Annotated in this window: 24 protein-coding genes, 1 riboswitch and 1 other annotated feature (1 of these 26 running past the window's edge); of the genes, 5 read left to right on the plus strand and 19 right to left on the minus strand. The window is 36.5% G+C overall.

Annotated features, from left to right (window positions below; all coding sequences use genetic code 11):
* Positions 1-85: a binding site (T-box leader), on the minus strand; it reaches 130 nt to the left of the window's first position.
* A 70-nt stretch (positions 86-155) separates the two neighbouring features.
* Together AC3WSO_RS17420 and hpaB are read right to left on the minus strand one after the other, a co-directional pair.
* Positions 156-1,121 carry a magnesium transporter CorA family protein gene (locus tag AC3WSO_RS17420; protein ID WP_492532562.1) on the minus strand — a complete coding sequence of 322 codons (966 nt, stop codon included), beginning with the start codon at positions 1,119-1,121 and terminating at the stop codon, positions 156-158.
* 282 nt (positions 1,122-1,403) lie between these two features.
* A riboswitch (M-box (ykoK) riboswitch) is annotated at positions 1,404-1,569 on the minus strand.
* A 104-nt stretch (positions 1,570-1,673) separates the two neighbouring features.
* On the minus strand, positions 1,674-3,110 hold the full coding sequence (gene hpaB, locus AC3WSO_RS17425) for a 4-hydroxyphenylacetate 3-monooxygenase, oxygenase component (protein WP_492532563.1): 1,437 nt from the start codon (positions 3,108-3,110) through the stop codon (positions 1,674-1,676).
* Between the two features lie 346 nt (positions 3,111-3,456).
* Between hpaB and AC3WSO_RS17430 the strand changes: the two genes are divergently transcribed.
* Positions 3,457-3,645, plus strand: coding sequence for a hypothetical protein (locus AC3WSO_RS17430; protein ID WP_492532565.1), 189 nt, complete (start codon positions 3,457-3,459; stop codon positions 3,643-3,645).
* A 329-nt stretch (positions 3,646-3,974) separates the two neighbouring features.
* Here the strand turns inward: AC3WSO_RS17430 and AC3WSO_RS17435 are convergent, their stop codons facing one another.
* Together AC3WSO_RS17435 and recD2 are read right to left on the minus strand one after the other, a co-directional pair.
* Positions 3,975-5,666, minus strand: a complete 1,692-nt coding sequence (locus tag AC3WSO_RS17435) for a polysaccharide deacetylase family protein (protein ID WP_492532567.1) — start codon at positions 5,664-5,666, stop codon at positions 3,975-3,977.
* 187 nt (positions 5,667-5,853) lie between these two features.
* Positions 5,854-8,286 carry an SF1B family DNA helicase RecD2 gene (gene recD2, locus AC3WSO_RS17440; protein WP_492532569.1) on the minus strand — a complete coding sequence of 811 codons (2,433 nt, stop codon included), beginning with the start codon at positions 8,284-8,286 and terminating at the stop codon, positions 5,854-5,856.
* A gap of 428 nt (positions 8,287-8,714) precedes the next feature.
* Here recD2 and hisA point away from each other — a divergent pair, with 428 nt between their 5' ends.
* From hisA to AC3WSO_RS17455, 3 genes are all read left to right on the plus strand, one after another.
* Positions 8,715-9,482, plus strand: coding sequence for a phosphoribosylformimino-5-aminoimidazole carboxamide ribotide isomerase (hisA, locus tag AC3WSO_RS17445; RefSeq protein ID WP_492532571.1), 768 nt, complete (start codon positions 8,715-8,717; stop codon positions 9,480-9,482).
* A 297-nt stretch (positions 9,483-9,779) separates the two neighbouring features.
* Positions 9,780-10,523: a GTP pyrophosphokinase gene (locus tag AC3WSO_RS17450; RefSeq protein WP_492532573.1), complete on the plus strand. Its 744-nt coding sequence runs from the start codon at positions 9,780-9,782 to the stop codon at positions 10,521-10,523.
* A 174-nt stretch (positions 10,524-10,697) separates the two neighbouring features.
* The gene (locus tag AC3WSO_RS17455; RefSeq protein ID WP_492532575.1) at positions 10,698-10,979 is read left to right on the plus strand and encodes a 3-isopropylmalate dehydrogenase; all 282 of its coding nucleotides are present in this window, start codon (positions 10,698-10,700) and stop codon (positions 10,977-10,979) included.
* 130 nt (positions 10,980-11,109) lie between these two features.
* On the opposite strand, the gene AC3WSO_RS17460 is transcribed toward AC3WSO_RS17455, so the two are convergent.
* The 4 genes from AC3WSO_RS17460 to cymR all read right to left on the minus strand — a co-directional run bounded on the left by AC3WSO_RS17460 (position 11,110) and on the right by cymR (position 14,876).
* Complete coding sequence (locus tag AC3WSO_RS17460; RefSeq protein ID WP_492532576.1) at positions 11,110-11,769, minus strand: tetratricopeptide repeat protein; 660 nt, start codon at positions 11,767-11,769, stop codon at positions 11,110-11,112.
* An 84-nt stretch (positions 11,770-11,853) separates the two neighbouring features.
* A complete protein-coding gene (gene mnmA, locus AC3WSO_RS17465) occupies positions 11,854-12,978 on the minus strand; it encodes a tRNA 2-thiouridine(34) synthase MnmA (RefSeq protein WP_427486960.1) in 1,125 nt (374 codons plus the stop codon).
* A gap of 247 nt (positions 12,979-13,225) precedes the next feature.
* A complete protein-coding gene (locus AC3WSO_RS17470) occupies positions 13,226-14,374 on the minus strand; it encodes a cysteine desulfurase family protein (RefSeq protein WP_492532578.1) in 1,149 nt (382 codons plus the stop codon).
* An 82-nt stretch (positions 14,375-14,456) separates the two neighbouring features.
* Entirely contained in the window at positions 14,457-14,876 is a 420-nt protein-coding gene (cymR, locus tag AC3WSO_RS17475; RefSeq protein ID WP_053484768.1) for a cysteine metabolism transcriptional regulator CymR, read from the minus strand.
* Between the two features lie 251 nt (positions 14,877-15,127).
* On the opposite strand from cymR, the gene AC3WSO_RS17480 reads away from it, so the two are divergent.
* Positions 15,128-16,417, plus strand: coding sequence for a replication-associated recombination protein A (locus AC3WSO_RS17480; protein WP_492532580.1), 1,290 nt, complete (start codon positions 15,128-15,130; stop codon positions 16,415-16,417).
* A 130-nt stretch (positions 16,418-16,547) separates the two neighbouring features.
* Here the strand turns inward: AC3WSO_RS17480 and AC3WSO_RS17485 are convergent, their stop codons facing one another.
* The 11 genes from AC3WSO_RS17485 to AC3WSO_RS17535 form a co-directional block, all read right to left on the minus strand.
* Entirely contained in the window at positions 16,548-17,249 is a 702-nt protein-coding gene (locus tag AC3WSO_RS17485) for a hypothetical protein (RefSeq protein WP_492532582.1), read from the minus strand.
* A gap of 375 nt (positions 17,250-17,624) precedes the next feature.
* Positions 17,625-18,143, minus strand: coding sequence for a hypothetical protein (locus AC3WSO_RS17490; protein ID WP_492532583.1), 519 nt, complete (start codon positions 18,141-18,143; stop codon positions 17,625-17,627).
* A gap of 214 nt (positions 18,144-18,357) precedes the next feature.
* Entirely contained in the window at positions 18,358-18,747 is a 390-nt protein-coding gene (locus AC3WSO_RS17495; protein ID WP_241747222.1) for a hypothetical protein, read from the minus strand.
* Between the two features lie 347 nt (positions 18,748-19,094).
* Positions 19,095-19,856 carry a tRNA threonylcarbamoyladenosine dehydratase gene (locus tag AC3WSO_RS17500; protein ID WP_492532585.1) on the minus strand — a complete coding sequence of 254 codons (762 nt, stop codon included), beginning with the start codon at positions 19,854-19,856 and terminating at the stop codon, positions 19,095-19,097.
* A gap of 286 nt (positions 19,857-20,142) precedes the next feature.
* Positions 20,143-21,120 (minus strand): N-acetylglucosamine kinase, encoded by a 978-nt coding sequence (locus AC3WSO_RS17505; RefSeq protein ID WP_492532586.1) that lies wholly within the window; start codon positions 21,118-21,120, stop codon positions 20,143-20,145.
* Positions 21,121-21,858: 738 nt separating this feature from the next.
* Entirely contained in the window at positions 21,859-22,941 is a 1,083-nt protein-coding gene (locus tag AC3WSO_RS17510; RefSeq protein ID WP_492532588.1) for a DUF871 domain-containing protein, read from the minus strand.
* A gap of 25 nt (positions 22,942-22,966) precedes the next feature.
* Positions 22,967-24,295, minus strand: coding sequence for a PTS sugar transporter subunit IIC (locus AC3WSO_RS17515; RefSeq protein WP_492532590.1), 1,329 nt, complete (start codon positions 24,293-24,295; stop codon positions 22,967-22,969).
* A gap of 53 nt (positions 24,296-24,348) precedes the next feature.
* Complete coding sequence (locus AC3WSO_RS17520) at positions 24,349-24,669, minus strand: PTS lactose/cellobiose transporter subunit IIA (RefSeq protein ID WP_492532591.1); 321 nt, start codon at positions 24,667-24,669, stop codon at positions 24,349-24,351.
* Positions 24,670-24,681: 12 nt separating this feature from the next.
* The gene (locus tag AC3WSO_RS17525; RefSeq protein WP_197145023.1) at positions 24,682-24,990 is read right to left on the minus strand and encodes a PTS sugar transporter subunit IIB; all 309 of its coding nucleotides are present in this window, start codon (positions 24,988-24,990) and stop codon (positions 24,682-24,684) included.
* Positions 24,991-25,300: 310 nt separating this feature from the next.
* Positions 25,301-26,476 carry a GNAT family N-acetyltransferase gene (locus tag AC3WSO_RS17530; RefSeq protein WP_492532593.1) on the minus strand — a complete coding sequence of 392 codons (1,176 nt, stop codon included), beginning with the start codon at positions 26,474-26,476 and terminating at the stop codon, positions 25,301-25,303.
* 108 nt (positions 26,477-26,584) lie between these two features.
* Positions 26,585-26,854 (minus strand): HPr family phosphocarrier protein, encoded by a 270-nt coding sequence (locus tag AC3WSO_RS17535; RefSeq protein ID WP_197145025.1) that lies wholly within the window; start codon positions 26,852-26,854, stop codon positions 26,585-26,587.
* Positions 26,855-26,870: the final 16 nt, after the last annotated feature.

The following is a 26,870-nucleotide window of genomic DNA, read 5'->3' on the forward strand; positions in this document are numbered from 1 at the left end:
ATTCGCTATAGTGAGGATTTTTTCAGCCAAGAAATCCCTTTCTTTTACACGCACAAATACGTACTTATTCCATCATCGTTTTTTACAATTTTCTAACGAGAATTATAAAAAAAATATGTTCTTCTGTCAATTGGAACTATAATTGCTAATCATAACTAAGCAATCATTTTTTTAAAATAAGCCCACATTCCCCAAGTAAAAACGACAAGGAACACACTAATTGTTATTGTTGCTATTGGGGAATCTTGATATGGCAACGGAACATTCATTCCGAAAAAGCTTGTAATTACCGATAAAGGCAACATAATAGTCGAGATGACAGTTAATAAATTGAGCTTTTCAATCGATTTACCACTTATAATAGAAAAATACGTATCTAGCGTACTGTTAACCAAATCTCTATAAGTTTCTGTTGATTCTACAATTCGTTCTAGATGATCATTTAAATCTTTATAGAAAGGTATATTTCCCTCACGAATCTCAAATTTCCACTGACCATTACTATTTGAAAAAATTCTTTTTTGCGGCATAATTGCTTGTCGAATTAAAATAATAGTTCGTTTTAATGCAAGGAATTCTTCCGTAACTTCTTTAGGTTCATACTCATATATTTCTTCTTCAAGCTCATCTATCCGCGCTCTAATTCTTTCTAAAACAGGGAAGTATTCATCCGTTATTCCATCGATAATAGTATGCAATAGAAAATCGGTACCCTTATCTAAATACTTTGTACTGTTTAAGCAAACATTCTCTATGTGACCTAGCCATTTAAGTTTCTGTTTATGAACCGTTACAACATAGTTAGGACCCATAAAAATATTTAATTCTACTGTTGTTATTTCATTGCTGCTTTTTTCGTTATAAATTGGTGCATGGAAAACGAAAAATTTATATTCTCCGTAATTATCCATTTTAGGACGTGAGCCTTCATGAAGACAATCCTCAACTGCTAATGGGTGGAAACCAAATATTTCGGCTATATCATTCAATTCATTGTAGTTGTATACATATAAATCAACCCATAACAAATCGTCTGTATGAAGGGTATGATTAAATTTTTTAATATCGAAATCATGTTGTACTGTGTTATTTCCTTTTTTTAAATAATTGATTTTAATCATTGTTCTTCACCTCATGTTTTATTATTTAAGGAAAACAAACAGGTGACGTTATTGATTGGTATTTAGCTTGTTTTAGAAGCATTTCTCATCAATACCCATTTGTTTTGGCGATAAGAAATCGACAATCCTTACTTGTTTACTACTTAACATTTTCGTATTCGGTTCAGGGCTACTATCCAATTCTCATCACCTTCCTTAAATAACAAAAACACGCCTTCGACGAATGAAGGCGTGTTGAATACACATAACAAAGAACAGTATCGTTAAAAACACTACTCTGCTTTCTTCCTTCAAACGTTGAGTTTTAGCACTATGCGGCATAGGAATTACACCAGCTACGTTAAAAAACACCTTATTTCGATGATTTCTGTTGACCCATTGGCGTCTCTCGACATTTTTGGGCAGTAGCGTATCTCCAGCATAGGAGCCTCACCTAACGAAGGGATTGTTATTTAGTTATTTTATAGTTCCTGTAAATCATAGTGTAAAGTAAAGCAATTGTCAAACAAATAAGATAAATATAGAGTGTCGATAAATCTGACTTCTAGAAAACTAATTGTTATTTTTTAAAAAATTATCTACACGACTAACTAACTCTTCCCTATTGTAAGAATTATAAAGCGCGCTAGCTAAACGGACAGGGTCTCCAAAGAAAAAGCGCTCATACAGTGTTTGTCGTGTACCAAAGCTACTCATCGTTAAATCCCAAGCTAAGCGGAATTTTTTGACGCGCTCCTCTCCACCATCTTGAAAAGACTGTAAATAATGCTTAAGGTCCCCGTCATCCGCAGTAAATGCCTTTTCACTTGGAATGGACATTAATCCGCTTGCGCCAAGTAGCTGAATAATTTCTGTAAAGATCGGATACACTTTAGGGAACAGCTGAATAGCTACTTGTACTGTAGGAAAGTCAGGTCTTATAAAACCAAAATCATCTCTTTTTGCCTCTACTTCAGACTTTATCAGTAAGGCCTTCATCGTTTCTAGTGTCACGATAATATCAACAACCTTTTGCTGTACATGTTGATATTCGCCGATATTTATCGTATTTACAATTGACTGTACAACTCCTAAGACAAATTCTGTTTTGACAATTTGACGTGTAAGAACTTGATGTAAACCATATGTTTGAAAACCACTTACGTTCAAAAAGTTATTGGCAACTTCCATATTCTCATAATAGAAGACACGTTCCCACGGTACTACAACATTATCAAATACAACGATTGCATCCATTTCCTCGTAACGACTACTCAATGGATAATCAAAAGCCGATTCCCCTCCGACAAATGATTGCCTACATAAGAACTTTAAACCTTTTGCATTACTTGGTATTGAGAAAGCAAAGCCTTTACCTTCATCATAGCCATTTGTTGATATAACAAGGAGTTCATCTGTAATTCCTCCCTGTGTCGCTAGTAATCTCGCACCTTTAATTACTAACCCCTCGGTCGTCTTATCTACAACTTTAGCAGCAATAATAACATCTTCATCTTCAAAATAAAATTTTCGGCGATTTACTTGTGGCTCGATGAATGTATGTGTCATTGTTAAATCGTTCTCACGGGCAAACTCATAAAAATTTAATAAATGCTGAGGAAAACAATTTTGCTTATCTTTTAAATACTCCGCAGCCGATGCTAAAGCCATTAATGTTGTATTCATGTAATCCGGACTTCTACCCATAAGGCCATTATTGGATAATGCCCATTGTCGTACAGCATTGCGTCTTTTTACGAGATCTTCGACTGCCACCGCCTGAAGAAAAGACATACCTACACGGTTATTACTCGTTGGCGAAACATATGTCATCTCCTCGAACAATGCATCTTCATTTTGTATATCAAAAAGCCTTGCCTGACTCTTCATAACTCCCTTAAATGCTGGATGCTCCGACACTTTCCCTGTGACAACTTTCCCATCAATCGAAATATAGGTTTGTAAAGCGTCAATACGGTCAATATATTGCTGTCCTGTAATTACTGGCATGCAGTCACCCCTAAACGTTACATATGTTTTTATACTTGATTAGTATATGAGATTTCCTAATATTAGGTTACGATTCACCCAACTGTATTATAGAAAACCCTTAAACCACCTAAACTGTATTACTTTATAAATACAGTTGAAAGTCCGCAACCATTGCACGAGTTTTCAGTTATTTTAGATAAAAACGTTTTCATTAAGCACTTTTTTAACGAGTTCATTTTAGCGACACATTCACAAAAAAGTCCCCTTTGACTAGTACAGATTTGCTAGATTTTTTTATATATGTAGGTGTAAGATTGCTTCGTAACCAACACAAAATACATCTTATTATTAAGGGAGAATATAAATGAATAAACAAATCATCTCGTACGTATCGCAAATGGAAGCTGCTATAATGAACAAAATGGAAGACCATAATGAAGAAAATCTTTTATATTCTATCGCTTTAGATATGATCGCCAAAGAAAAGGATCAATTGAAAAATGTTTGCCAAGCATATGAAGTAGTTAAACATCATCTGGTTGGTATCCACTAAACTTAAATATTGATCAATTATCCGTCCGGAATCGGCTTTGTGCTTAGTCCTGCCTGAGTGCAGACACGATATCGATTATTTCGGTAATGCCACAGAACGTGGGTTTTTACCGATGCAGGTCAGTTTGCCATTATCCCATGGATGCGATGATTTTAGTCTAACATCCTATATTGAACTCCTTTCCGATTTCCTCGCTATCCGCCGGAGGAATTTCCTTTCCGACTAGATTCTTTCCTAGGGGTCCATAGCCCTATACACAGCACACATTCCAAAAAATGTCATTAAAACACAAAAAACCCGATCAATTCGATTTGATCGGGTTTCTTATTTTACTGCGCATATGGTAGAACCATTTTTTGAAACTGTTCGAATGTTGTTTGCTGATTACTGGACAAGCGTTTAATTTGATATACATCATCGTACGGATTGTTATAACCAAACTTCGTTGAAAATGCCATTGTGAATCCAGTTTCCTTTACCGCATTAATGATGTTTGCATTATATTGTCCAAACGGATAAGCAAAAGCTTTAGTATTTTGAATATTTGTTATACTACGTTGTAAATCCTGAACAACTTCATGGTATGGGATTAGAAGCATTTTCCCTTTATTCCCTACTAAGTCGTGTAAATTGTATGTGTGTGATCCATAGGCGAATACATCTTGCATATTTGTCATATCCTGATGCGAAATTGCCTGTAAATCATTATAGTTAAAAATTTGCCCATCTTTCGAATTTTCATTACGGTACGTAATTAAAAATTGTGTAGCTTTAAAGCCATTATTTTTCAGTACTGGATACGCATATTCACGTGTCGATAATAGCCCATCATCAAAAGTTAAAACAATTGAATAGGCAGGCAGTGTAATTTCATTACGCATGAAACGCGATAATTCGTCTACAGTAATAGTTTCGTAGTTTTTACTTTTTAAATACTGCATTTCATTTGTAAATTGAACATCTGTCATCGTAGTACTTACATTTTTGAAACGACCAAGCTCATGCTCTTTTAGAAAATGATGATACATCATTACAGGGACACCACGATCAATCGCTACTTTAGTGCTATGGATATATCCTTCCCGGCCGCCAAGTACTGTAACGTACCAAGTCCCTTCTTTCCGTAATATCGGATAACGGCGATTTGTATCTAGTTTGGCAAATGGCTGTAACATTTTTGATGATTTATCATAAATTTCACTGTTTGCAGATACAGGGATGAAATACTCATTTTTCATGGCATTATCCTTACCAACATTTTTATATGAAGGAGTATTTAAAAATTTCACCTTTGATTTTTCTGCATAAACATATGCTTTCCCCCAACGAACTTGAACATATGTTGGGTCCATTGAATCTACAACCTCTAGCTGTTGCCCTTTCATTAACGTAGCAATAGCCATCTCTTTGTCACGGCGGAAATCATAAAGAATGACGTTTTCTAACGCCTCTATATAGCCATTTTGTTTACTAGGAGGAGTTGTAGTTGGTTTTTCAGAAGGCGTTGAGGTATTTGTATTTGTTGAATTTTGACCTTTTTCTTTCACTACAAAATTACTATGCACAAATCCTAAGCGTCCGTTCACAGCAATTCCATACCAATTACCCATTCCGCTATATATAGGGAAGCGAACTCCCTCTGACAATGAAGCAAATTGAACAAGTTTATTGCCAGTATTATCGTAAATTGGTGCAACCTGTGTTGCAACTATATAATCAGTTATTTTAGCAACAGTTGGGACTGTGTTTTTATAAGTTGTTGCTGGAACAACGGTTGTATAACTTTTTTCAACATAACCATAATAACCACCCCAACGAATTTGCCACCAATTGGCTCCATAATCTTTTGTTACTTCAAAAGTTTGCCCTGCTGATAATGTCCCCACCTGCACTAGTGAGCCTGAACGATTATCAAAGACAGTTGCTTCCTCATTCACCTGGATGACAGTATCTTTTGCATATGCTTTTTCTGCAAAAGGTATTAACATCATGAATAGAAGCAATATTAATAAGCGTTTCACTCTTTATTCACCTCAAAAAATTTTTATTCTCTTTTACTTCAATCATTAGACGATTTTCCAACCATTAAAAGTTTACATTGGCTGAATTAATTACATAAATTATATTTTCCAAGAGCTTATTGGGGAGGTGCCCGTTTTATTGTTTCAGAACCCTCGATACTAAAGGGTTTAAATTCATGAAATTAACTCACTCATCTAAATAATCATACGGTGAGACACCATCCATTCCAATCAAAGGATGGATATATGGTTCTGTTTCTACCGTTAGCTTGAAATCAATGGATTGTTTTTCATTTTGTAAATCTTCGTTTAATGGAATCGTTTCTACTTCTACAATTTCCTCTGTAATTTCCATTGGATTGAGCCTTGCACGTAGAGATGTAAAGCGCTGTAAATCATCTGTACGCTGTAAGCCATCTGCTAGCACATCAGGCTCACCACATAAAATCAAGAAATTTTTCGCACGCGTAATACCAGTATATAACAAATTACGACGCAGCATTTTAGAATATCCTCGTACAACCGGCATAATAACTGTTTGGAACTCAGAGCCTTGCGACTTATGAATAGAACAACAGTAGGCAAGTGTCAATTGATTGAGGTCACTACGTTGATAAGTTACTTCAATACCGTCGAATGACACAACAAGCAAATCTTGTTTCTCAATAGTTTCCTTTGCCTTGATAATACTAATAACCTCACCCATATCACCATTAAAAACATTGCTTTCAGGTTGATTGACAAGTTGTAAAACTTTGTCCTTTATGCGATATGTGACATCACCAAAGACAAGCTCTTTTCTAGTACCCGTATCGTTTGGATTAATAAGTTCCTGAATCATTTTATTTAAATTGTCTATTCCTGCTGGACCTTTGTACATTGGTGCTAACACTTGGATATTACGGATTTCTTGACCTTTCGTAACCGCACTTTTCACAACTTGTGTGACAACGTTTGCTACCTGATCTGAAGAGGCTTTAATAAATGAACGGTCAGACGTTTTTAACGTTAGATCATTGGTGATATTACCGCGTTTAATTTGATGCGCAAGCTCAATAATCGTTGAACCCTCTGCTTGTCGATAAACCTCTGTTAATTCTACAGTAGGTATTTGCCCTGAAGCTAACAAATCCTTTAACACCTGACCTGGTCCTACTGGCGGAAGCTGATCTTGATCACCCACAAAAACGACTTGTACATCCTCATGTAAGGATTTTAATAACTGATGCGCGAGCCAAGTATCGACCATCGACATTTCGTCTACAATAATAAGTTTCCCTGTTACCTCACGCTCAGTTTCTTCTTCCTTCTCCTGACCAGTAAAGCCAAGCAATCGATGAATTGTCATCGCTGGAAGTTCTGTTGATTCCGATAAACGCTTTGCAGCACGACCTGTTGGAGCACACAAAATAATCGGAAAAGGTTCTTCTTTTTGTGCATACTCCTTCGGGTTCAATGATAATCCGTGTAGCTTTGCATACACTTCTACTACACCCCGAACAACAGTTGTTTTACCTGTCCCAGGTCCACCAGTTAAAATCATAACGGCGGAGTTTAGCGCTTGTTCGATCGCATTCGCTTGCGTTTCAGCATATGTGACATTAAGAAACTCTTCTGTTTCACCAATCGCTTTACGTATTTCGTCCTTACTAAAATGATCAGCCTTATTGTTTCGTTCGATTAAAGCTAATATTTTTGATGCAATTCCTACTTCTGAGAAATATAGGGATGGTAAATATAGTCTTGTTTCTTCCCCACAAATTTTACTTTCCTCGCGCAATTCGATGCAAGCTTTAGAAATGATCTCAAAAGGAATTTCCTCTCGTTGGCTTTGCTCAAGCATATCTTTTACTAGTGGTAAAACATTTTCTGCATCTAAATACACATGCCCATCTGATAAAGCTGCTGTATTTAGAGTATGTAAAATCGCCGCCTTAATACGGTCTGGATGATTGCCAGTAATCCCTAATTTAGCACCTAGCTCGTCGGCACGAAAGAAACCAACGCCCTCTATATCTTCAATCAGGCGGTATGGATTTTCAGTTAATAATTCAACGGCCTCTGTTCGGTATGTTTGGTAAATCTTCATACCGAGCTGTGGTCCGAAACCCCATTCATTAAGTTGTATCATCACTCGTTCTAAGCCTAGATTTTGTTCAATCGTACGATGGATAACCTCTTTTTTTTCAGCAGATAAACGAGGTACAGCATCAAGTGCATTAGGGTCTTCTAAAATAAGACGTAACGCATTTGCTCCTAGTTTCTCTACAATTGTTTCAGCAGTTTTTTTTCCGATTCCAACAAACAAATCACTCGATAAGTAATGAATAATTCCTTGCTCTGTTGCTGGCACTTCCTTTGTAAATGTTTCAATTTGAAATTGCACACCATATTTTGGATGTTGTCTCAACAAACCTGTAAAACGATATTGTTCATCCATCTGTAACGGCGGAAAATATCCAACAACTATTATTTCCTTATCTTCATATTGTAAGTTAGTCTCTTGAATTTTCACACGAACTATCGAATACATATTTTGTGCATTATGGAAGATAGAGACGATTGGGCGTCCGAGTATAAAAAATTTATTTAGTTCAAATAAATCAAGATTCTCTGCCATTTTCGGTTCGTCCTTTCGTGTTCATTTCAATCAATATATTTTACCACACCATAACGTGAAAAATCGTTTAAAAAGAGAATTCACTTAATTTTAATCATGTATGCCTCGACATAATTGTTGCTGTCGCTTCGCTTTCGCACAGATAAACAATGTGCCCGAAAGCGTCTTTGTGTTGATTTGCATGAGGGCAGACACAATGCGGTCATTTCGGTAAAGCCAAAGGACTTGGCGTTTTTACTGGATGTGAAGTTCTATCCTAAGTTGCGAATGTTTGGATACAACAGGATACTTCTGTTAGTGGACCATTATCGTTCGCTACAAAAACACTTGCCGGAAGAATATTCTGATAACTGACAATTCACAGTTATTATCACCCTTTCCATGCTATGATAGAGGTGAAGTTATTGCACGGAAGGATTGTGAAGCTAATGGAATTTAGACCTTGCATCGATTTACACGATGGCAAAGTAAAACAAATTGTTGGCAGCACACTAGGTCATATAGATCAAGAAGTTATCGAGAACTTTATTTCCGATCATGACTCTAGTTATTATGCAAAAATGTTTGCCAAGGATCAATTAACAGGTGGTCACGTCATTATGCTAGGTGATGGAAACGAAGAGGCAGCATTAGCAGCATTAGCAGCATATCCTCAAGGATTGCAGGTTGGCGGCGGCATCACGACAGAAAATGCAAAAAAGTTTATCGATGCAGGCGCTACTCATGTTATTGTTACATCATTTATATTCAATGATGGTAAGCTCCATTTAGATCGACTCAAGCAATTAGTACAAAATATTGGTATGAAACATCTTGTCATCGACTTAAGCTGCCGTATGCGCGATGGAAAATGGTTTGTTGTTACTGATAAATGGACAAAGTTTAGTGATTTTGAAGTAAATGCTGAGTCTATTGCATTTATCGAAAATTTCTGTGATGAACTACTTATTCATGCTGTTGATGTGGAAGGAAAAAAAGGCGGTATGCAGGAAAGTTTAGTGCATGATTTAACTACTTGGACAACGATTCCAACAACATATGCTGGTGGCGTTCGATCTTTAGACGACTTAAAGAGATTTGAAAATATTTCAAATGGTAAGCTTCACGTTACGATAGGTAGCGCTCTTTCAATTTTTGGTGGAAATTTACCTTATTCAGACGTGATGGATTATTGCAAAAGAGACGGGGTATTATGAAGTTAATATAAAAGGATACCGTTTTTCTTTTCAAAAAATAAATTTAGAACGCATTATAGATAGTAAATACGGATGACCATTCTCTTCCGTTGCATATTGAAATTATCGCTTAACTAAGGGGACTAAACATCCCCCTTTTTTAATTTTCCAATGTAAATTTATGAAATTAGGATACTATACATAGATTCAGAGCACTTATTTCTATTTAGTAGCTATTTTTGATAAGCTAGTATTGAAAATGTTAAATAATATTATTACTTCGTTAGCGCATAATATTAAGAAAGGATTTAACAAAATATGAAAAATGAACTTGAAGCAACTACTCTAAAAACTTTACAAACAGATTTAACACGCTTCTTTTTAGTTTATAAATTCGCCTTGCAGGAAATAGAAACAAAAATAAATATTTTACAAGAAGAATTTCAGCTAATTCATGAATATAATCCGATCGAGCATTTAACAACTCGAGTAAAATCACCTAAAAGTATATTATTGAAAATGAAGAAAAATAACCTTGAGCCATCTATTGAAACGATTCGTGATAACATTCGTGATATTGCAGGTATCAGAATTACATGCTCTTTTGTAGAAGATATTTATAAAGTGAGTGCGATGATACAGGCACAAAATGATATTGAAGTTGTAGAGGTAAAAGATTATATTGCATCGCCAAAAGGAAATGGTTACCAAAGCTTGCATCTTATAATAAAAATCCCTATTTTTATGTCTGATCATATGGAGAAGGTATATGCAGAAATACAAATTCGTACCATTGCAATGGACTTCTGGGCTAGTCTTGAACATAAAATCTATTACAAATACAACAAAGAAGTACCTGAACATATCCGTTTTGAATTGAAGGAAGCTGCTATTCAAGTAGCTAAGCTGGATCGAAAGATGGAACGACTAAATAAAGAAATTAATATTTTAAAAGCGAACGAAGCAGAACCTTCATTGTTAGATGCTGCTCCAATTGCACATTTAGCACAATATATTTATCAACTACCATTTGATTATCCTTCTAAGGACAATAAAGACTAAAATCAACAAGGATGCTGAAATAATTTTGGCATCCTTTCAATTTGTCTACATGACCACTCCGCATTGGAGCTTTCCTCGGGCTTGGCTTCTTTATTTCGTAGCTTCTTATAAAAAAATTGTAATTATTATATAATTTAAACAGGAATTAACATAGTTTATTAAAGGAGTGAAATAATGGATTTCTTCACAATTCTCATATTTATACTTACAATTGTTGCTAACATAATAGGATTCTTTGTGTTTTTAAAGAAGAAAAGTGTATATTCTGCCGCCTTAACTATATTAGGTTTAGCTATAGCATTTGGGGGAGCAGGAAGTTTATTAGCAATAGCTATTATTAATGATTCCTTTGCAATTTTTTATGGTTTGCAAATAGGGTACATTCTGATGATTAATGGCCTGATTGTATTGTTAATTGCAATTTTAATAACAGGTGTAAAGAAATTAATAGGGTAGATTTGTGAAAAAATGTACTTATACGTTTAGAGGCGTTAGTTGAAAACAGCCTTGTCTCATTTTTCAGCAACACAAAAGGATGCCAACGTATTTTCGGCATCCTTTTCGTGTTTTAAGAGCTTTTAATATTTTAATTAAAGCGTTGTGCAATCATATCATAAAGATAACGTGCTTGGTCGTATTCTGGCTGTAACGTAAAGGCTTGTTTTAGGTGGTACATAGCATCTTCTGTTTGCTCAGTAGATACCGCATATAGTACACCCAAATTATAATGTGCATCTGCGTTATTCCAATCCTGCTCGATCAAATCATCTAATTCTTTTTTACCTTCTACGAACATTTCTAGCGCACATAGCACGATTGCATATGCTAGACGAATTTGTGTGTCTTCTGGTGCAAGCTCTGAAGCTCGTTGTAAATATGGCAGTGCAAGCTTCGGATTTTCCATTCGCTCAAAGCATTTGCCCATCATATAATACACATCTGCGCCTTCAATTTTATGCTTTAGCGCTTGTTCATAAAGCTTTACTGCCTCCGCATATCGTTCAGCGTTATAATATAAATTTGCTAAACCATAATAAGCAGTTGCTGCCGTTTCATCAACAGTGATAGCTTTTTGAAAGAAGCGTTCTGCACGTTCAGTATCCTCTAAAACCGCTAAGAGATTTCCAAAATTCACATAACCAATTGGGTTTCCTGGTTCTGCTTCAATTGCTTGTGTAAAAAGTTGTGCAGCATCCTCGTAGCGCTTTTCTTGAAAGGCTTGAATGCCCTGCTCGTTAAAATTCATTGTTTTTCTTCACCTCTATGTAGCGAAAGACTGCTTTATTTCTATAGGCTTCAGAAAAAGTAGTATAAGCAGTCTTTTCGCTAATTAACCTACATATGTTAGTTTTTCGTTATTTTTAAAGACTTCGTCGATTGTACCGCCACCTAAACATTCTTCACCGTCGTATAGTACTACAGCTTGTCCAGGTGTAATCGCACGTACTGGCTCAGCAAACGTAATATGTGTACGTCCATCTTCTAAAATTTCCACTTCTACTGGTGTATCTGTTTGACGATAACGGAATTTTGCTGTGCATGAAAATTTCCCGGGCAATTTTTTTGTCGAAGTATAGCTCATTTTCACAGCAGTAAGTGAAGTAGAAAATAATGAATCATTATTGAAACCTTGTCCAACTAGCAGCACATTGCGCTCCAAATCTTTTCCTAACACGAACCAAGGTTCACCGTCGCCACCAATTCCAAGACCATGACGTTGACCAAGCGTATAGTACATTAATCCATCATGCTGGCCCATTACAACGCCATCCATCGTCTCCATTTTACCAGGTTGCGCTGGTAAATATTGACTTAAGAATTCTTTAAAATTACGCTCTCCAATAAAGCAAATTCCTGTTGAATCTTTTTTCTTCGCTGTAGCTAACCCAGCTTCCTCCGCAATTTTACGGACTTCCTTTTTCTCAATATGTCCAATTGGGAACATTACATGTGACAATTGTTCCTGTGATAATTGGTTTAAGAAATACGTTTGATCTTTATTATTATCAATACCACGAAGCATTTTTACTTCGCCATCACCACTTCGATCAACTCGAGCATAGTGACCGGTCGCTAAATAATCAGCTCCAAGATCCATCGCGTGCTCTAAAAACGCTTTAAATTTAATTTCCTTATTACACATAACATCAGGATTTGGTGTACGTCCTGCTTTATATTCTTCTAAAAAGTAAGTGAAAACCTTATCCCAATATTGCTTTTCAAAATTCACAGCATAATAAGGAATACCGATTTGATTACATACTTTAATAACATCATCATAGTCTTCTGTAGCTGTACAAACGCCATTTTCGTCTGTATCATCCCAGTTTTTCATAAATATCCCGATTACTTCATATCCTTGTTGTTTCAATAAATATGCAGCAACCGAAGAATCTACCCCACCCGACATGCCGACAACAACACGAATTTGTGAGGGGTCACGTGTTTCTTTCATTATGGTCACCTTTTCTTTTATTTAAATTCCATTAACAGTGTGTTGATTAACCATTCAGATCATCTGATTTCCGCTACGGGTTATTCGCTTTCCCGTGGGAAGCTTTGCTCTGCGACGAATACGAAGCGACAGGAGCATTCGAGTAGCCCTACGTTACAATCAGTTAAATTGGCAATAATAAAATCCTTTTATCACTCAATAATAAACATGTTTTTTCCTAATCAACACGCCTGAATTTTTCAGCAAACTACTTTTTCGAGAGTCTTTTCACAATCGCTGCTGTTTTTTCTGCCGCATGTTGTGCATCAGCTTCTGTTAAACCTTGACCGAAGCTAAAACGAATTGAGTTACGTAACTCCTCTGTATCTTGACCAAACATCGCAACTAATACGTGTGATGGATCAATGGAGCCAGCAGTACATGCAGAACCACTAGAAACGCAAATACCTGCCATATCCAGATTTACAAGGAATGACTCTACTTCCATACCAGAAAAACTTACATTTAAAACGTGTGGGAGCGTATTTTCTAACTCGCCATTCACATGAAATGCTAGATTTTCCTTCGTGAAAACATCCAGCATAATTTGCTTAAAGCGATTGTATAGCGCACGCTTCTCTTCTCGCAACTCATTTGCAATTTGCACTGCAGTTGCAAAGCCAATCACAGCGGGCACATTTTCAGTACCTGCACGACGTTTTTTCTCATGTGCGCCACCTAATGCATAGCTAGTGAATGGTATTCCGGCTTTTTGGTATAGAAAACCAATACCTTTAGGCCCATTAATTTTATGTGCGGAAACACTTAGTAAATCAACATGTAAATCAGCAACATTAATTGACTCTAAACCATATGCTTGAACAGCATCTGTATGGAAAACAGCCTTATGCTCGCGTAGCAAATTACCAATTTCAACAATTGGTTGAATTGTACCGACTTCATTATTACCGTACATGATCGTTACTAAAATTGTATCCTCACGCAATGCATTTTGAACGTCTTCTACAGAAACACGTCCATTTTCATCTACCGGTAAATATGTCACATCAAAGCCATCTCGCTCAAGCTTTTCACAAGTATGTAACACCGCGTGATGTTCAATTTGTGTAGTAATGATGTGCTTCCCTTCAGCAGCCTGTGCATAAACAGTGCCAAAGATAGCCGTATTATCCGCCTCTGTTCCACCACTTGTTATAATAATTTCCCCAGGTTGAGCACCAATAGATTTGGCAAGTATTTCACGTGCATCATCTAAATATTTGCGCGCCTCTCGACCGATCCCATGAATACTTGATGCATTCCCATAGACTTGTTGCATTGCTGTAGTCATAGCGTTTATTACGTCGTCATTCATTGGTGAAGACGCAGCATGATCGAGATAAATATATGAATTCATGTTGAAAACTCCTTTGTACGAAAAGCGCTAAAGATTCATCTCCATTCCATTGAGCAAGGAGCTGTTCTTTAGCCTAGATATTTTAAATGTAGAACATATAGCCTTCCGCTACATTTTCCTCTGTATATTGTGCTAAATCTTCAATTGTCGTTGTATCTAATACATTTTTCACAGCATCACGAATACGAAGCCATAATTCTCGCTGAGGAGCTTCTTCATTTTCAATACCTTCTACTGGTTGAATAGGACCCTCTAACACACTAATTACATTAGCCGCAGAAATTTCACTTGGTGGATTTGCTAGCATATATCCACCATATGCTCCGCGCACACTTTTCACTAAGCCTGAATTACGTAATGGTGAAACTAATTGCTCTAAATATGCCTCAGAAAGCTCCTTTTCTGCAGCAATTTTTCGCAGTGGAATAGGTCCTTCTCCATAATGCTTTGCTAATTCAATCATAATCGTTAGACCATAACGGCCCTTTGTAGAAATTTTCATTTTATCACCCTCAAATAGTCTAGTCAAAAATACTACAAACAGTATATCATAATCTCCTCTCGTATAACTCGGAAATACTCTCAGGAGGTTATGATATACTATTAATTGCGCCTTAGTATAGTTAGGCAAAATACTATTATCGTTTTATTTTAAGGAAAAAAACATTCAGCAAATCAACTATGCCACGATTACATGACACCCGCTGAAATAAGTTGAAAATCAATAAAAACAGTTGAAAGGGGGAATTTTCAATGCATAATGAACCACTCGCTTATCGCATGCGTCCTTTAACCCTTGATGAAATTGTAGGACACCAAGATTTTATCGGTCCTAATACCGCTCTTTATAAAATGATTCAAAATGAGCATGTCCCATCCATGCTACTATTTGGTGAGCCAGGTATCGGCAAAACGTCAATAGCGAATGCCATAGCTGGAAGCTCGAACCTTCCCTTTTTCGCGCTTAATGCTACTCGCGCTGGTAAAAAGGATGTCGAGGATATTGTACAAGAAGCTAGAATCTCAGGAAAAGTCCTTCTTTTTTTAGATGAAATTCATCGTTTTAATAAATTACAGCAGGATGCTTTGTTGCCACATGTGGAAAACGGCTCAATCGTGTTAATTGGAGCTACGACGGAAAATCCATACCATGATGTAAATCCCGCTATCCGCTCACGTTGCGGAGAAATTTACCAACTACAACGTTTAACGATAGAAAATATCATCGAACTTATAAAAAATGCACTTTCTGATGAGAAACGCGGGCTAGGTAAACATCAATTTGTCTTAACAGATCCTCAAATTGAACAAATTGCTGAAGCAGCTAATAGTGACGCTCGGAAGGCATTAACTTTGCTTGAATCGCTTTATTATGCAAGTGATGAAGTCGACGGTCGAACAATTGCTGCTGATCATATTCTTAAACATCTTATCGGGAGAATTGGTGTTTATGGTGATAAAAAGGGATCTCATTTTTATAATTTGCTATCTGCATTGCAAAAATCGGTTCGCGGAAGTGATACGAATGCAGCATTGTTTTATTTAGCTCATTTATTAGAAATAGGTGATTTAGTAGCTGTTAGTCGACGCTTACTTGTGATGGCTTATGAAGATATAGGCCTTGCCAATCCTGATGTAGGACCACATATGCTTGCGGCTGTACAAGCGGCAGAGCGTTTAGGGCTACCCGAGGCACGTATCCCGCTTGCAAGTGCTGTTATTGAAATGTGCCTTGCATCCAAATCCAATTCTGCAATCGCAGCCATCGATGCCGCTATTGCCAGCATTCATAAAGGAAAAACTGGCGATATTCCGCATCATCTACGCGATGCTCATTATGAGGGAGCAAAAGATTTAGGTCATGTAGGCTATCAATATCCCCACAACAACCCTATTGGCACATTTGGTGGCTGGGTTGACCAGCAATATTTACCTGATAATCTAGTAGGCACAGAATTTTATAAACCTGTTATTGCAGGTGAAGAAAAACGAATGGCAGGAATCTACGAAAAGCTTAAATCTTTTCATAAGGATGAAAAGTAATATCTTTACTTGATTAGCATAACTGAAAATCATAATATACTATTTTTTCATGAAAGTAGGCGCTTCAATCTGAACTAGAAGTGCCTTTTTTCATTCCCTTACTTTCCAAAAACAAGAGGATTCTAAGCAATCATCCTGTAAAAGTCTCCTTATTTGTTGTGTAACGGTTATTGTAAAATCGGTTCAATATATCTTCCATATCTCTAATTGCAGATAATTTAGTCGTCTCTTTCTGCTCACCATGTAAATAATGAAGAAAATTATATGTTTGATAAAGTAGACTAGCAAATTCCTGAGAGTTCTCCCGTACTTCAAAGCGAATTGCTTTTACAGCAATCGCTTGACCGATCGATTGCTCCCTTGAAGGAGAGAGTTGTTCCTCCGCATTTTCATCTGTAGTTCTATATAATAATTTTAATGCCTCATTCACTTCCTTGTTTTCACTAAACCGTTCCTTTATCCACCGTAAGACAAATTGTACTAGGATAATGGCATCAATAAGTGACAAACTTTCATCGCCAATAGATTTTTTCGACAAATGTTTAAAGTACTCAGCTTGTGTAACAAGTTCGAATATGATTAAACGAATTGGATATAGGAGCGCATGTTCACTGTTGATATATAATTTTTCTCCACCTTTATACAATGCAAACCAAAAATCTCTAACTAATGAGATGGATTTTCTTGTAGCGAGAGCTAATTCACATTGAATAAGCTCATGTTCGAGTGTTTGTTGTATAAGCCGTAGAAATAATAATTCCTCATCCTCACTTACTAATAAGAGTGGATTCTCTAATTTTGCTAAATCGATTTCAATACCGTTTATTAACATTGAACAGCCCCCTTCCAATCAATTATGCCTCGGGGCATAATTGTGCCGCCACTTCTTTTAACAAAACAATGATGAAAAATCTTACGCATAGATTTTCAATTTTTAACTATATTTCGACAAAAATTTATAAATACCTTTTAAGAAAAAAGTCCTTTTTTTAATTTTCGTACAACAAAATTTTAACACTAGTATTCGGTTCTTCTCTCAATAATCTAATAACAGCAACAAAAAAATCTGCAAAACTTTAACAATCAGAAAACCCAATCATCCCTCGCAAAGTAGCGTGCTGTAAGGATTGCTGGATTAACCGCAAAAAGTAAGCAGATTCTAAACAGTTATTCTATTTTCTATAAGTGATAATAACTCTCTCCTACATTATTCCGTAAATTCATGCTCAACAAATAGTTTAAATTGCTGCATACATTGTTTGACTGCACCTTTTTGTTCAAGTACTGCATTTCGCAGTGATACAGTTTTCTCTTCATCTTTTACGACTTCACTATAAAGTTCGAAAATCGCTGATAATAATTGTTCATTCTCCTCCTGATCAATACTAGGCAAAGAATAGGCTGCAATTGTTAATAATTGCTCGACTTTTTCAGGTGTTTTTTGTAATTCATTGGATGAATAATAAGTTGATGCCGCTAAAAAGTAGCAAAGCTTTGCACAGCAATCTATAAATAAATGCCAATATGTATTTGCACTTGGTAATTCTCCTGCCCTATTGTCTAAATACTCTTTATAATATGTTATAACTTGTGTATATAAAGGATTTAGCTCTCTCATAGCCTTTGGATAATTATTAGATGTATCCAAATAGTCAAATACAATATCATTCATTTTCTGCTGAAGTTTTACAATATCTAAATGATCACGAATTACTTGAATCTCCATTTTACCACTCTCCTATGTTCTCATTTGTTTTCTAAACGCCATTTCTACTTCCCTAAGCAGTCGTGTACATCCCAAACAAACTGATCTATTATCTATTGGAATTTATTCAAATTATAGCAATAAACCAAATAGAGAAGTGGTCACATGAAAAAAATAAGACAATTTCGTGAATTAATAGCATTTTGAGCACGTTAGGAGAACTATTCTGGTAAAATTATGTTCTTTGAACATAATCATCAAATAAAGATTGCTCTTTCGTTCGATCAATTATTTCTTTTATACTTCCTTGCGCATATTTTTTTATTCTTTTTTGTGGTATATAAAAATAGGCAGTGTTTGTAATTAACCACTCACTAAGTGTTAGTTCATTACCCGGTTGCTGATTAGTCAATATACGTTTATGCCGAAGTATATCCGCCATTTTGTAAAAACCATCTGATAGCTCGTAAGCCGAAACATCAAAATTAAAAATAGGGCTAACAACCTGTCCAGCATCAAAAATGTGTATTGTTTGCCCTTCTTCATCTATAGCTAATTCAACTGTGCTAATTTCATCGAATAGATTTAAGCCTCTATATTCCATTTGATAGATTTGCTCCATCATAAAATGCCTCCTTTTATAGGTTCTACAGCAAATATTGGAGGAATCCTAATGTGAAGCTGCCTAACGTTCAGGCGACCGTCTCTCCCTCATTAACTACCTAACAAATATCTTAGACCTCTTTTTTACAATGTTCTTATTGTAACATATAAAAAGCAGCTGTCTTCAACGAGACAGCCGCTTCCATAAAATGGTTCATCGCCATAACTAATAATGATTTTCGTTCTTCCACTGATGCTTAATGAGATACCATTTTTATTTTTATCGAGAAATTATTTAATTTTATCGATATATATTGTTAATTTTACCGATGATCATTGAATTTATCGACCAACTCTATCAAAAGTGCATTAGCCTTGTACACGTGTAATTTTTACATCCTTTACGATTGCATTCACTACCCAGCTTGCTGCAATTAAACCTGCCACTGAAGGAACAAAGGCATTGGAAGATGGCGGCATTTTTGCTTTACGGATAGCTGCATCCGGTTTTCCGACATGCTCTACAACATCTGGACGAACTACAATTGGACTCTCATCCGAGAAAACAACCGTTACTCCTTTATGAATACCGTCCTTCCGTAATTTTGTACGGATTACTTTAGCCAATGGGTCCGTATGCGTTTTTGAAATATCCGCAATTTGGAAACGAGTAGGATCCATTTTATTGGCCGCACCCATACTAGAAATAATCGGTATATTTCGTTTTAAACATTCCTTCATAAGATGAATTTTATACATCACTGTGTCACTTGCATCAATGACATAATCTATGCCTTGTGCGAAAAATTGCTCATATGTTTCTTCTGTGTAAAACATATGCATATCAATTACTTCACATTCTGGATTAATATCAGCAATACGCTCTTTCATGACACCTGACTTAGATTTTCCGACCGTTGAAAGGTAGGCAACTAATTGACGATTAACATTTGTAATATCTACATTATCCTTATCTACCAAAATAATGCGACCAATACCACTTCGTGCACATGCCTCTGCAGCAAATGAACCTACACCGCCTACACCAAGAATGGCTACCGTTGTATTTTTTAATTTTTCGAGTCCCTCTGTTCCTATTGCGAGCTCATTACGTGAAAATTGATGTAACATCCTTACACTCTCCGTCTATTGAATTTTTTATTAGTAAACCTAGTCATATACTAAGAAAATCAAAACTATATTACATTTTATCACGATATTCATCAAGTGAAAATTATAATGTAATCCTAACAAAATACTTTAGTCTCTAAATATGGCTTGGAGGCTTAATGGTATTAGCAGTAAACTTAATAAAGACAAACTAATACTAGATTAATTAAAATAACAACATAAATCCATTTTGATATTTTTCAAAATGGATTTATGTTCTAGGTTTCTGTATTTCAAATAGAATTCGTTATTTCCAGCGTTCATAATTTCTCTGGAAATCCCCTACAAAATCTGAAGCAATTTGAATATTTACTTGCTTGAAAGCTGCAATTACCGCCCCGCCGATTGGTTGTAAAACTGGGGTCATAAATTGCAATGATATCTCATCAGCTTGTGCAAATTGCTGTAATTTCGGTAAAAAATATGCTTCATTATTAAAAACGCCCCCCACTAATACAACAAGTACTTTCCCTTCCTCCCAAGTCATATGAGCGTAACATGCTTTAATCGCCACATAATACTTCTTACTTGCATCCTCAATGATTTTAATAGCAACAGGATCACCTTTTGCTGCCACGTCAAAAACATATTTACTTAACGGTGCGATCACTGTCCGAGGATGCTCTTCTCCATATATACGCTCTATTAATTGTGGTACATTTTCTACAGAAAAATAACGTAATACTACATCTGTCAATGCTGTTGGGTCTCCTCGTCCATCATAGCTTTGAAAAATAGCCTTCAGCACTTGAACACCTAGATCATAGCCACTGCCTTCATCATCAAAAAGATAACCCCAGCCGCCAACTCTATGAAAATGTTGCTCACGATCATAGCCCATCGTAATAGCGCCTGTCCCTGCAATTTGCACAATACCAGCCTGCCCAAGTGTGCCTGCATAAAGTGCAATTAGAGCATCATTATCAACAAAAACATTTGTTGTTTTAGGAACGTATTGACGTACTATCGATTCTACAACATCTTCAGCCTGTAGCTCCTTGACCCCAGCCATGCCAGCAAAACAACTATCGATGGCTGCAAAAACTTGCGAATTTTGTTGTTGTAAATTTTGCAGTATAGTATGAATCGTTGACTGAAAATATTGAACATCCATTGCTGTTGGATTACTGCGAGTCGTTACCACTTTGGCATAAATATTGCCCAGCTCATCACAAATCACTGCTGACGTTTTCGTTCCTCCACCGTCAATCCCTAATACATACATATCTCTTTGCTCCTTTCTTCTCTTTCAATTTCGCCCTGGCTTAATTGTAGTTGTAACTATCGAAAACATTGTTAATCAAAATAAAAAAGGATCATACCAAAACGTGTGGTTGATTTCCGTTCCAACTGGGCGCTTTGCCGCTGACGCTTCGCTTTCGCGCAGTTAAAACATTTGTTGCTGTCGCTTCGCTTTCGCACAGTTAAAACATTTGTTGCTGTCGCTTCGCTTTCGCACAGTTAAAACATTTGTTGCTGTCGCTTCGCTTTCGCACAGTTAAAACATTTGTTGCTGTCGCTTCGCTTTCGCACAGTTAAAACATTTGTTGCTGTCGCTTCGCTTTCGCACAGTTAAAACATTTGTTGCTGTCGCTTCGCTTTCGCACAGTTAAAACATTTGTTGCTGTCGCTTCGCTTTCGCACAGTTAAAACATTTGTTGCTGTCGCTTCGCTTTCGCACAGTTAAAACATTTGTTGCTGTCGCTTCGCTTTCGCGCAGAGCAGAGCTTCCTGGGGGCGTCGGGGCAACAGGATGTTGGTCACGAAGGCGTTATCACAGGATGTGATGCTCTTAGCCTTCGTTCCCCTATCGCTAATCCCCTAGGAGTCGCCCTGTCTCCACTCCAATCAACTTATTTGCATAGTATATGTTATAACAAATGTCATCCACGACTTTAGGTGATGAACCATAAAAAAAGGGATTAAGCACTATTAACGAATGGCTTAATCCCTTCTTCTGTAATCATTTCGTAAAGCCAAATGATGCCCAAGGCTGAATATGTGCTAATAAAAATCGCTCTTCTTCTACAACTCTTGCCACAACATTTGTTGATCCGGCATTCGGCATTTCCTTTAAAACAATTTGGAGCTCACCCTTATAACGTACATCTAAATTATTATCGATTGTCACATCCCCCAATTTTAATGGGTGGCTATCATGTGCAGGGAAGTCACCATTTTTATATTTAACACGAGATTGCGTACTACGAATCACATAATCCGAAACATCGCCACGATTAAAATGTGGCTCTTTAAAAAGGATGGCTTCTTCTAAAATAGATGTTTCAATAGACTGCTTAACTTTCAGCTCTAGCTTATGGCGATTTAATTGACCTAACGCACGTATTTCTTCCTCAGAAGCATACATATTGCCGATTATACAATCATCTATTAAGCCAGTGTGCCATAAATCCTTTGCTTGCACAGTAATTGGCAGATGACGATGCTCTTCTAATGTAGGTAATCCATGCTCTGTTTCTTCCCAAGGTCCGAACATCGCATGCTGTGATGAAATCATGGCTGCTGTACGAATATGATTTGCTTTAAATTGTTGAGATGTTTGTAAGAAATGTTGACGTGATAAACCTGTGAAACGTCTCGGATAAAAATTATGGCAGCCAATAATATTATCTTTATTCGGTTGATAAGATAAAATATTTTCTACATATTTAGTACCGTTACTAATATTTAATTCTATTTTTAAATTACTTGCATCGAGCGACATAAACGCTTCTTCCTGGCCAGAAAAACCCATATCTAAGCGTAATGCCGCTAAATGATAATGTTCTTTAAAGTAACCAATATCTTTATACGTTAAGCCTAAATCTTCAAAAACAGCTGGTGCAATATCAGCAGAAATTTCAAAGCCAAGCTGCTGCGCAAATTTATTTATTTGCTGTAATTTTTGTCGTTCCTGATCGTTATTTAACGACATAAGACATGTAAATATTCGATCAAATCCATTGTCATGAGCGAGCTGAACATACCGCTTCATATCTTCTAGTGTACTATGCTGAGGATATAGTGAAATCCCTAATCTTCTCAATCCAAATACCTCCATTAGTTCACAATTACACTTCTACTTTTTGATTCTCTAATTTTATAACTTGCTGTTCATTTTGAGACTCTGCTTCAGCAGCTCGTAGTTCATTCTGCTTTGCCATACGATTTGCCATTGAAATGAACGGTAAATAAATACATACCGCTATTACAATTAAGACAATACTAAGGGCAGCTCCTTGCCAAGATTGAGTTGCTAAGAATCCATTAATAATCGGTGGCGTTGTCCATGGCGGTGAAACCGTAGCTGCTGGCACAAAGCCCCACTTCGTTGCAAAGAAAGCAATAGTTACGTTAATCATTGGTGTCAAAATAAACGGTACAAATAACACTGGATTTAATACGATTGGAAGACCGAAAAGTAATGGTTCATTAATATTGAAAAGCCCTGGTGCCGCCGATAATTTCCCTACGGTATTATATTGCTTATTCTTTCTAGCGAAAATGAAAATGGCAATAATAAGTGCTATTGTCGTACCGGAACCACCCATATTAATGAAGGCATCAAAGAATGGTTTATTTACGATGTATGGTGCTATTTCACCAGATGAAATCGCTTTTACATTAGCTTCAATAGCTGGTAAATTTATAGTTTGCATAAATGGTTCAATAATGTTGGCACCATGAACACCTAATGTCCATAAAAACGTAGGAATGAATGCTAAAAGTAAAGCCGCAATCCATGAATTTGTTAAGCCCATAAACGGCTCTTGAACTGCTGAGTAGAATGAACCGACAATATCAGGAATATCAAAGCCTGCCGAAATAATTGTACGAACTAGAGCAAATAAACCAATTGTAATAATTGCAGGTAATAATGCGGCGAAAGATTTTGAAACAGCCGGTGGTACTCCATTTGGCATTTTAATTAGCAGCTTAGGATTGCCAGTCAATTTACAAAATAATTCAGTTGACAGCAACGCAATAATAATGGCAATAAATATACCACCTGTACCTGTCGTTAACCCTGTTAATCCACCTTCACCGAATGTACCAAACGTCAAATAAGTTGAAAAGCTAATTACACCGGCAGAAAGTCCATCCTTGTCGTAGCTTTTCGCAAGATTATAAGCAATTGTGAAAGCTAATAACAGAGAAATGATTCCAAATGTTGCTCCCCAAACATTGCCGCCCCACTGTGTCCAAGTTTCATGCTTCCAGATGGCATCGAGCGCATTTTGATAGAATTTGATAGGCAAATTATTGACAAGAACTGCAAGTGATCCAACAATTGTCAATGGCATGATTGTAATAAATCCATCTCGAATGGCAACTAAATGACGCTGATTTCCTACTCTAGCCGCTACTGGTACAAATTTTTCTTCTAAAAAACGGAACATTTCACACACTCCCTTTACTTTTTATTGTGACATCAAGGTTTGATGCTATTCCCCTATTCCCCTTTGATTCGTTCATACAATTCAATCATTTCAGTTGCTAAATCACGAAACGTAATGGCATTCATTAAATGATCTTGCGCATGAATTAACAGCATTGACACTTCTACTTTTTCTCCCCTTGCCTCTTGTGACAGTAAAGCCGTCTGAGAATGATGCGCTTCAATCAATGAATCATTGGCTAGCTGTATTTTTTCCTTTGCTTCCTGAATCTGTCCTTTTTTTGCTAGCTGGATCGCCTCCATACATTCACTTTTCGTATTACCACTGTGCACAATCAGTCCCATAATAGATTCCATCAAAATTGTTTCTTCCATTGCCGTAGCCCCTTAACCAATCAACTTTAACGCCTGATTTAAAACATTTTCGCCATTCATCATGCCGTAATCCATCATGTTAATAACATCAATCGGAAAATTTTCCTTATATTTCGTTTCAAATGTTCCTTTTAAGTAACGGACTTGCGGACCTAGTAGCAACACGTCCGCCATTTTAGTAGCTAATACTTTGTCGACCTCACTTTCAGCAATTGCATAAATATCAGCCTCGATATTTTGTTCTTGCGCTGCTTTCTGCATTTTCGACACTAGCAAACTAGTACTCATTCCCGCTACACACACTAGCATAATGTTTTTCATCTAAACACTCCTCTTCGTGATTTAAGTTCGTCTTTCTAGCGATTATATTTATCAATTTTACCTTGGCATAATTCCGTGACATTTGCTGAAAGACGTATGAAATCGCTTTCTTAAGTTGAGAATAGCACCTATTGGTATATACCACAATATCCTTTTTACACTATTTTTTTCCTTAAGAAATGGTTTTGAAAACTGGGCTATATCGTTGTTCTAGACTACTGAAAGGTTTCATTTAAGTGGTATAGTCCAGAAAAAAGTTTAAATTTTCAGAACCAATTGTCCAATAGTTATTCATTCATGAACGCTTTTCTTAAAAGTACTCATAAAATGCTGGTTTATTAGAGGGCAATGCAAGCTGCCATCGACCAATCATGTCTTCAGTCAAATGTTTATTTGCATACATAACCGCATCCTTTACAGTTAAATAGCCAACCATCATTGCTGAAAAAAGATTAATTGGTAATGTTAACATATGCATTTCTGGGATAGAATTAGTCTCGATTATCGAGACATCTCCACTTTTATTTATTTGAAATACGTGTTCATTCCAACTACAAAACGTATCTTCAATTTGAATATATAGCGGCTCCTGAATATCACCCCACGGATAATGTCGCATAAACCTTAAAGCGTCAACGATCCTTACCAACACATCTTGGACGACTTCCTTTTTAAACTGTGATTCTTTAAAATAGAAGCCAAATTGATGGTTGTTAGAGGTAACTCCCTCAATGTTACTTACACTCGCCGCATGCGACGTTATAAAACGCCATATCGCTTTTTCTGCAAGTAAGTCCTCAGCAATAAAATCATGAATCTCAAACGTCTCATCCTTAATTTTATAACGAATATAACCTGCAATTTTATCATCGTTAAAATATGCCGCAAAATGACTATCAGGCATCCTTCTCTCTATTCTTTTCCACCACGCATCATCTCGAAGCATACTTCCATTATTGAAAAGCGCTTGTGCATTATGAAAATCCTTAATCACCTGAAAAAGATCACGCTCTGGCCATTCAAAGCTCATACGTTTTACAACGTCCAATTGCTTTCCAAAAGCAGGAAACATCGATTGCGGAATCGTATAATGTAGCTTCTCAAAAAATAATTCCCATCCAAAATAACGATAAAAGGATACAGAAAATGGTGCTAACACAGAAATGCTTTGCCCATTCTCATGCATTTTTTTCAGTGCCTCTGTCATAAGCTTTTTGATAATCCCCTGCTGTCGATACTCAGGATAAGTTGCAACAAAGCCAATTCCGCCCATATCATAATTTTCACCATGAATTGTCATATTAAGTGGCAATATTAGGAGCTGTCCAACTACTTTATGTTCATCGTAAGCCCCTAATGTTGTGCTATGCTCAACCCAATAATGAAAATCATCTCGACGCGCACCAGTATACTTATTAGGAAAACAATAATCTCTTAATTGATGTACCTGTAAATAATCTTTTGGTGGGATTATTTTTATTTCCATAGAAAAAAGCCCCCTTTCCAAACTGAATATTCCTGCAATTAAAGTTACACTTAACAATTATCTTGAATCTTTATAGTTTGCCCTGAGAGACAACAATGCCTTTTATGTTTAGTATTCTTCTCCAATTCCTTTAGAAACAATTAATTCTGTTACTGTTTGAAAAAGTTTCTCAGCATCAGGCCCATCTGCTGAAATTTCTACAATGCTTCCGGGTGCTACTCCTTGTGCCATAACACCCATAATTGATTTTAAATTGACTGATTTCTCTTTATAAGTTAACTGTACATCACACTCAAATGGTGTGACTGCTGTTACAAGTAAAGCTGCCGGTCTAGCATGTAGTCCTTCCGGCGCTGTTATTTTATATGTTTTCTTCATAGATATCCCTCCGCTT

It is taken from the genome of Lysinibacillus sp. EB106-09-02-XG168, from assembly GCF_058791475.1.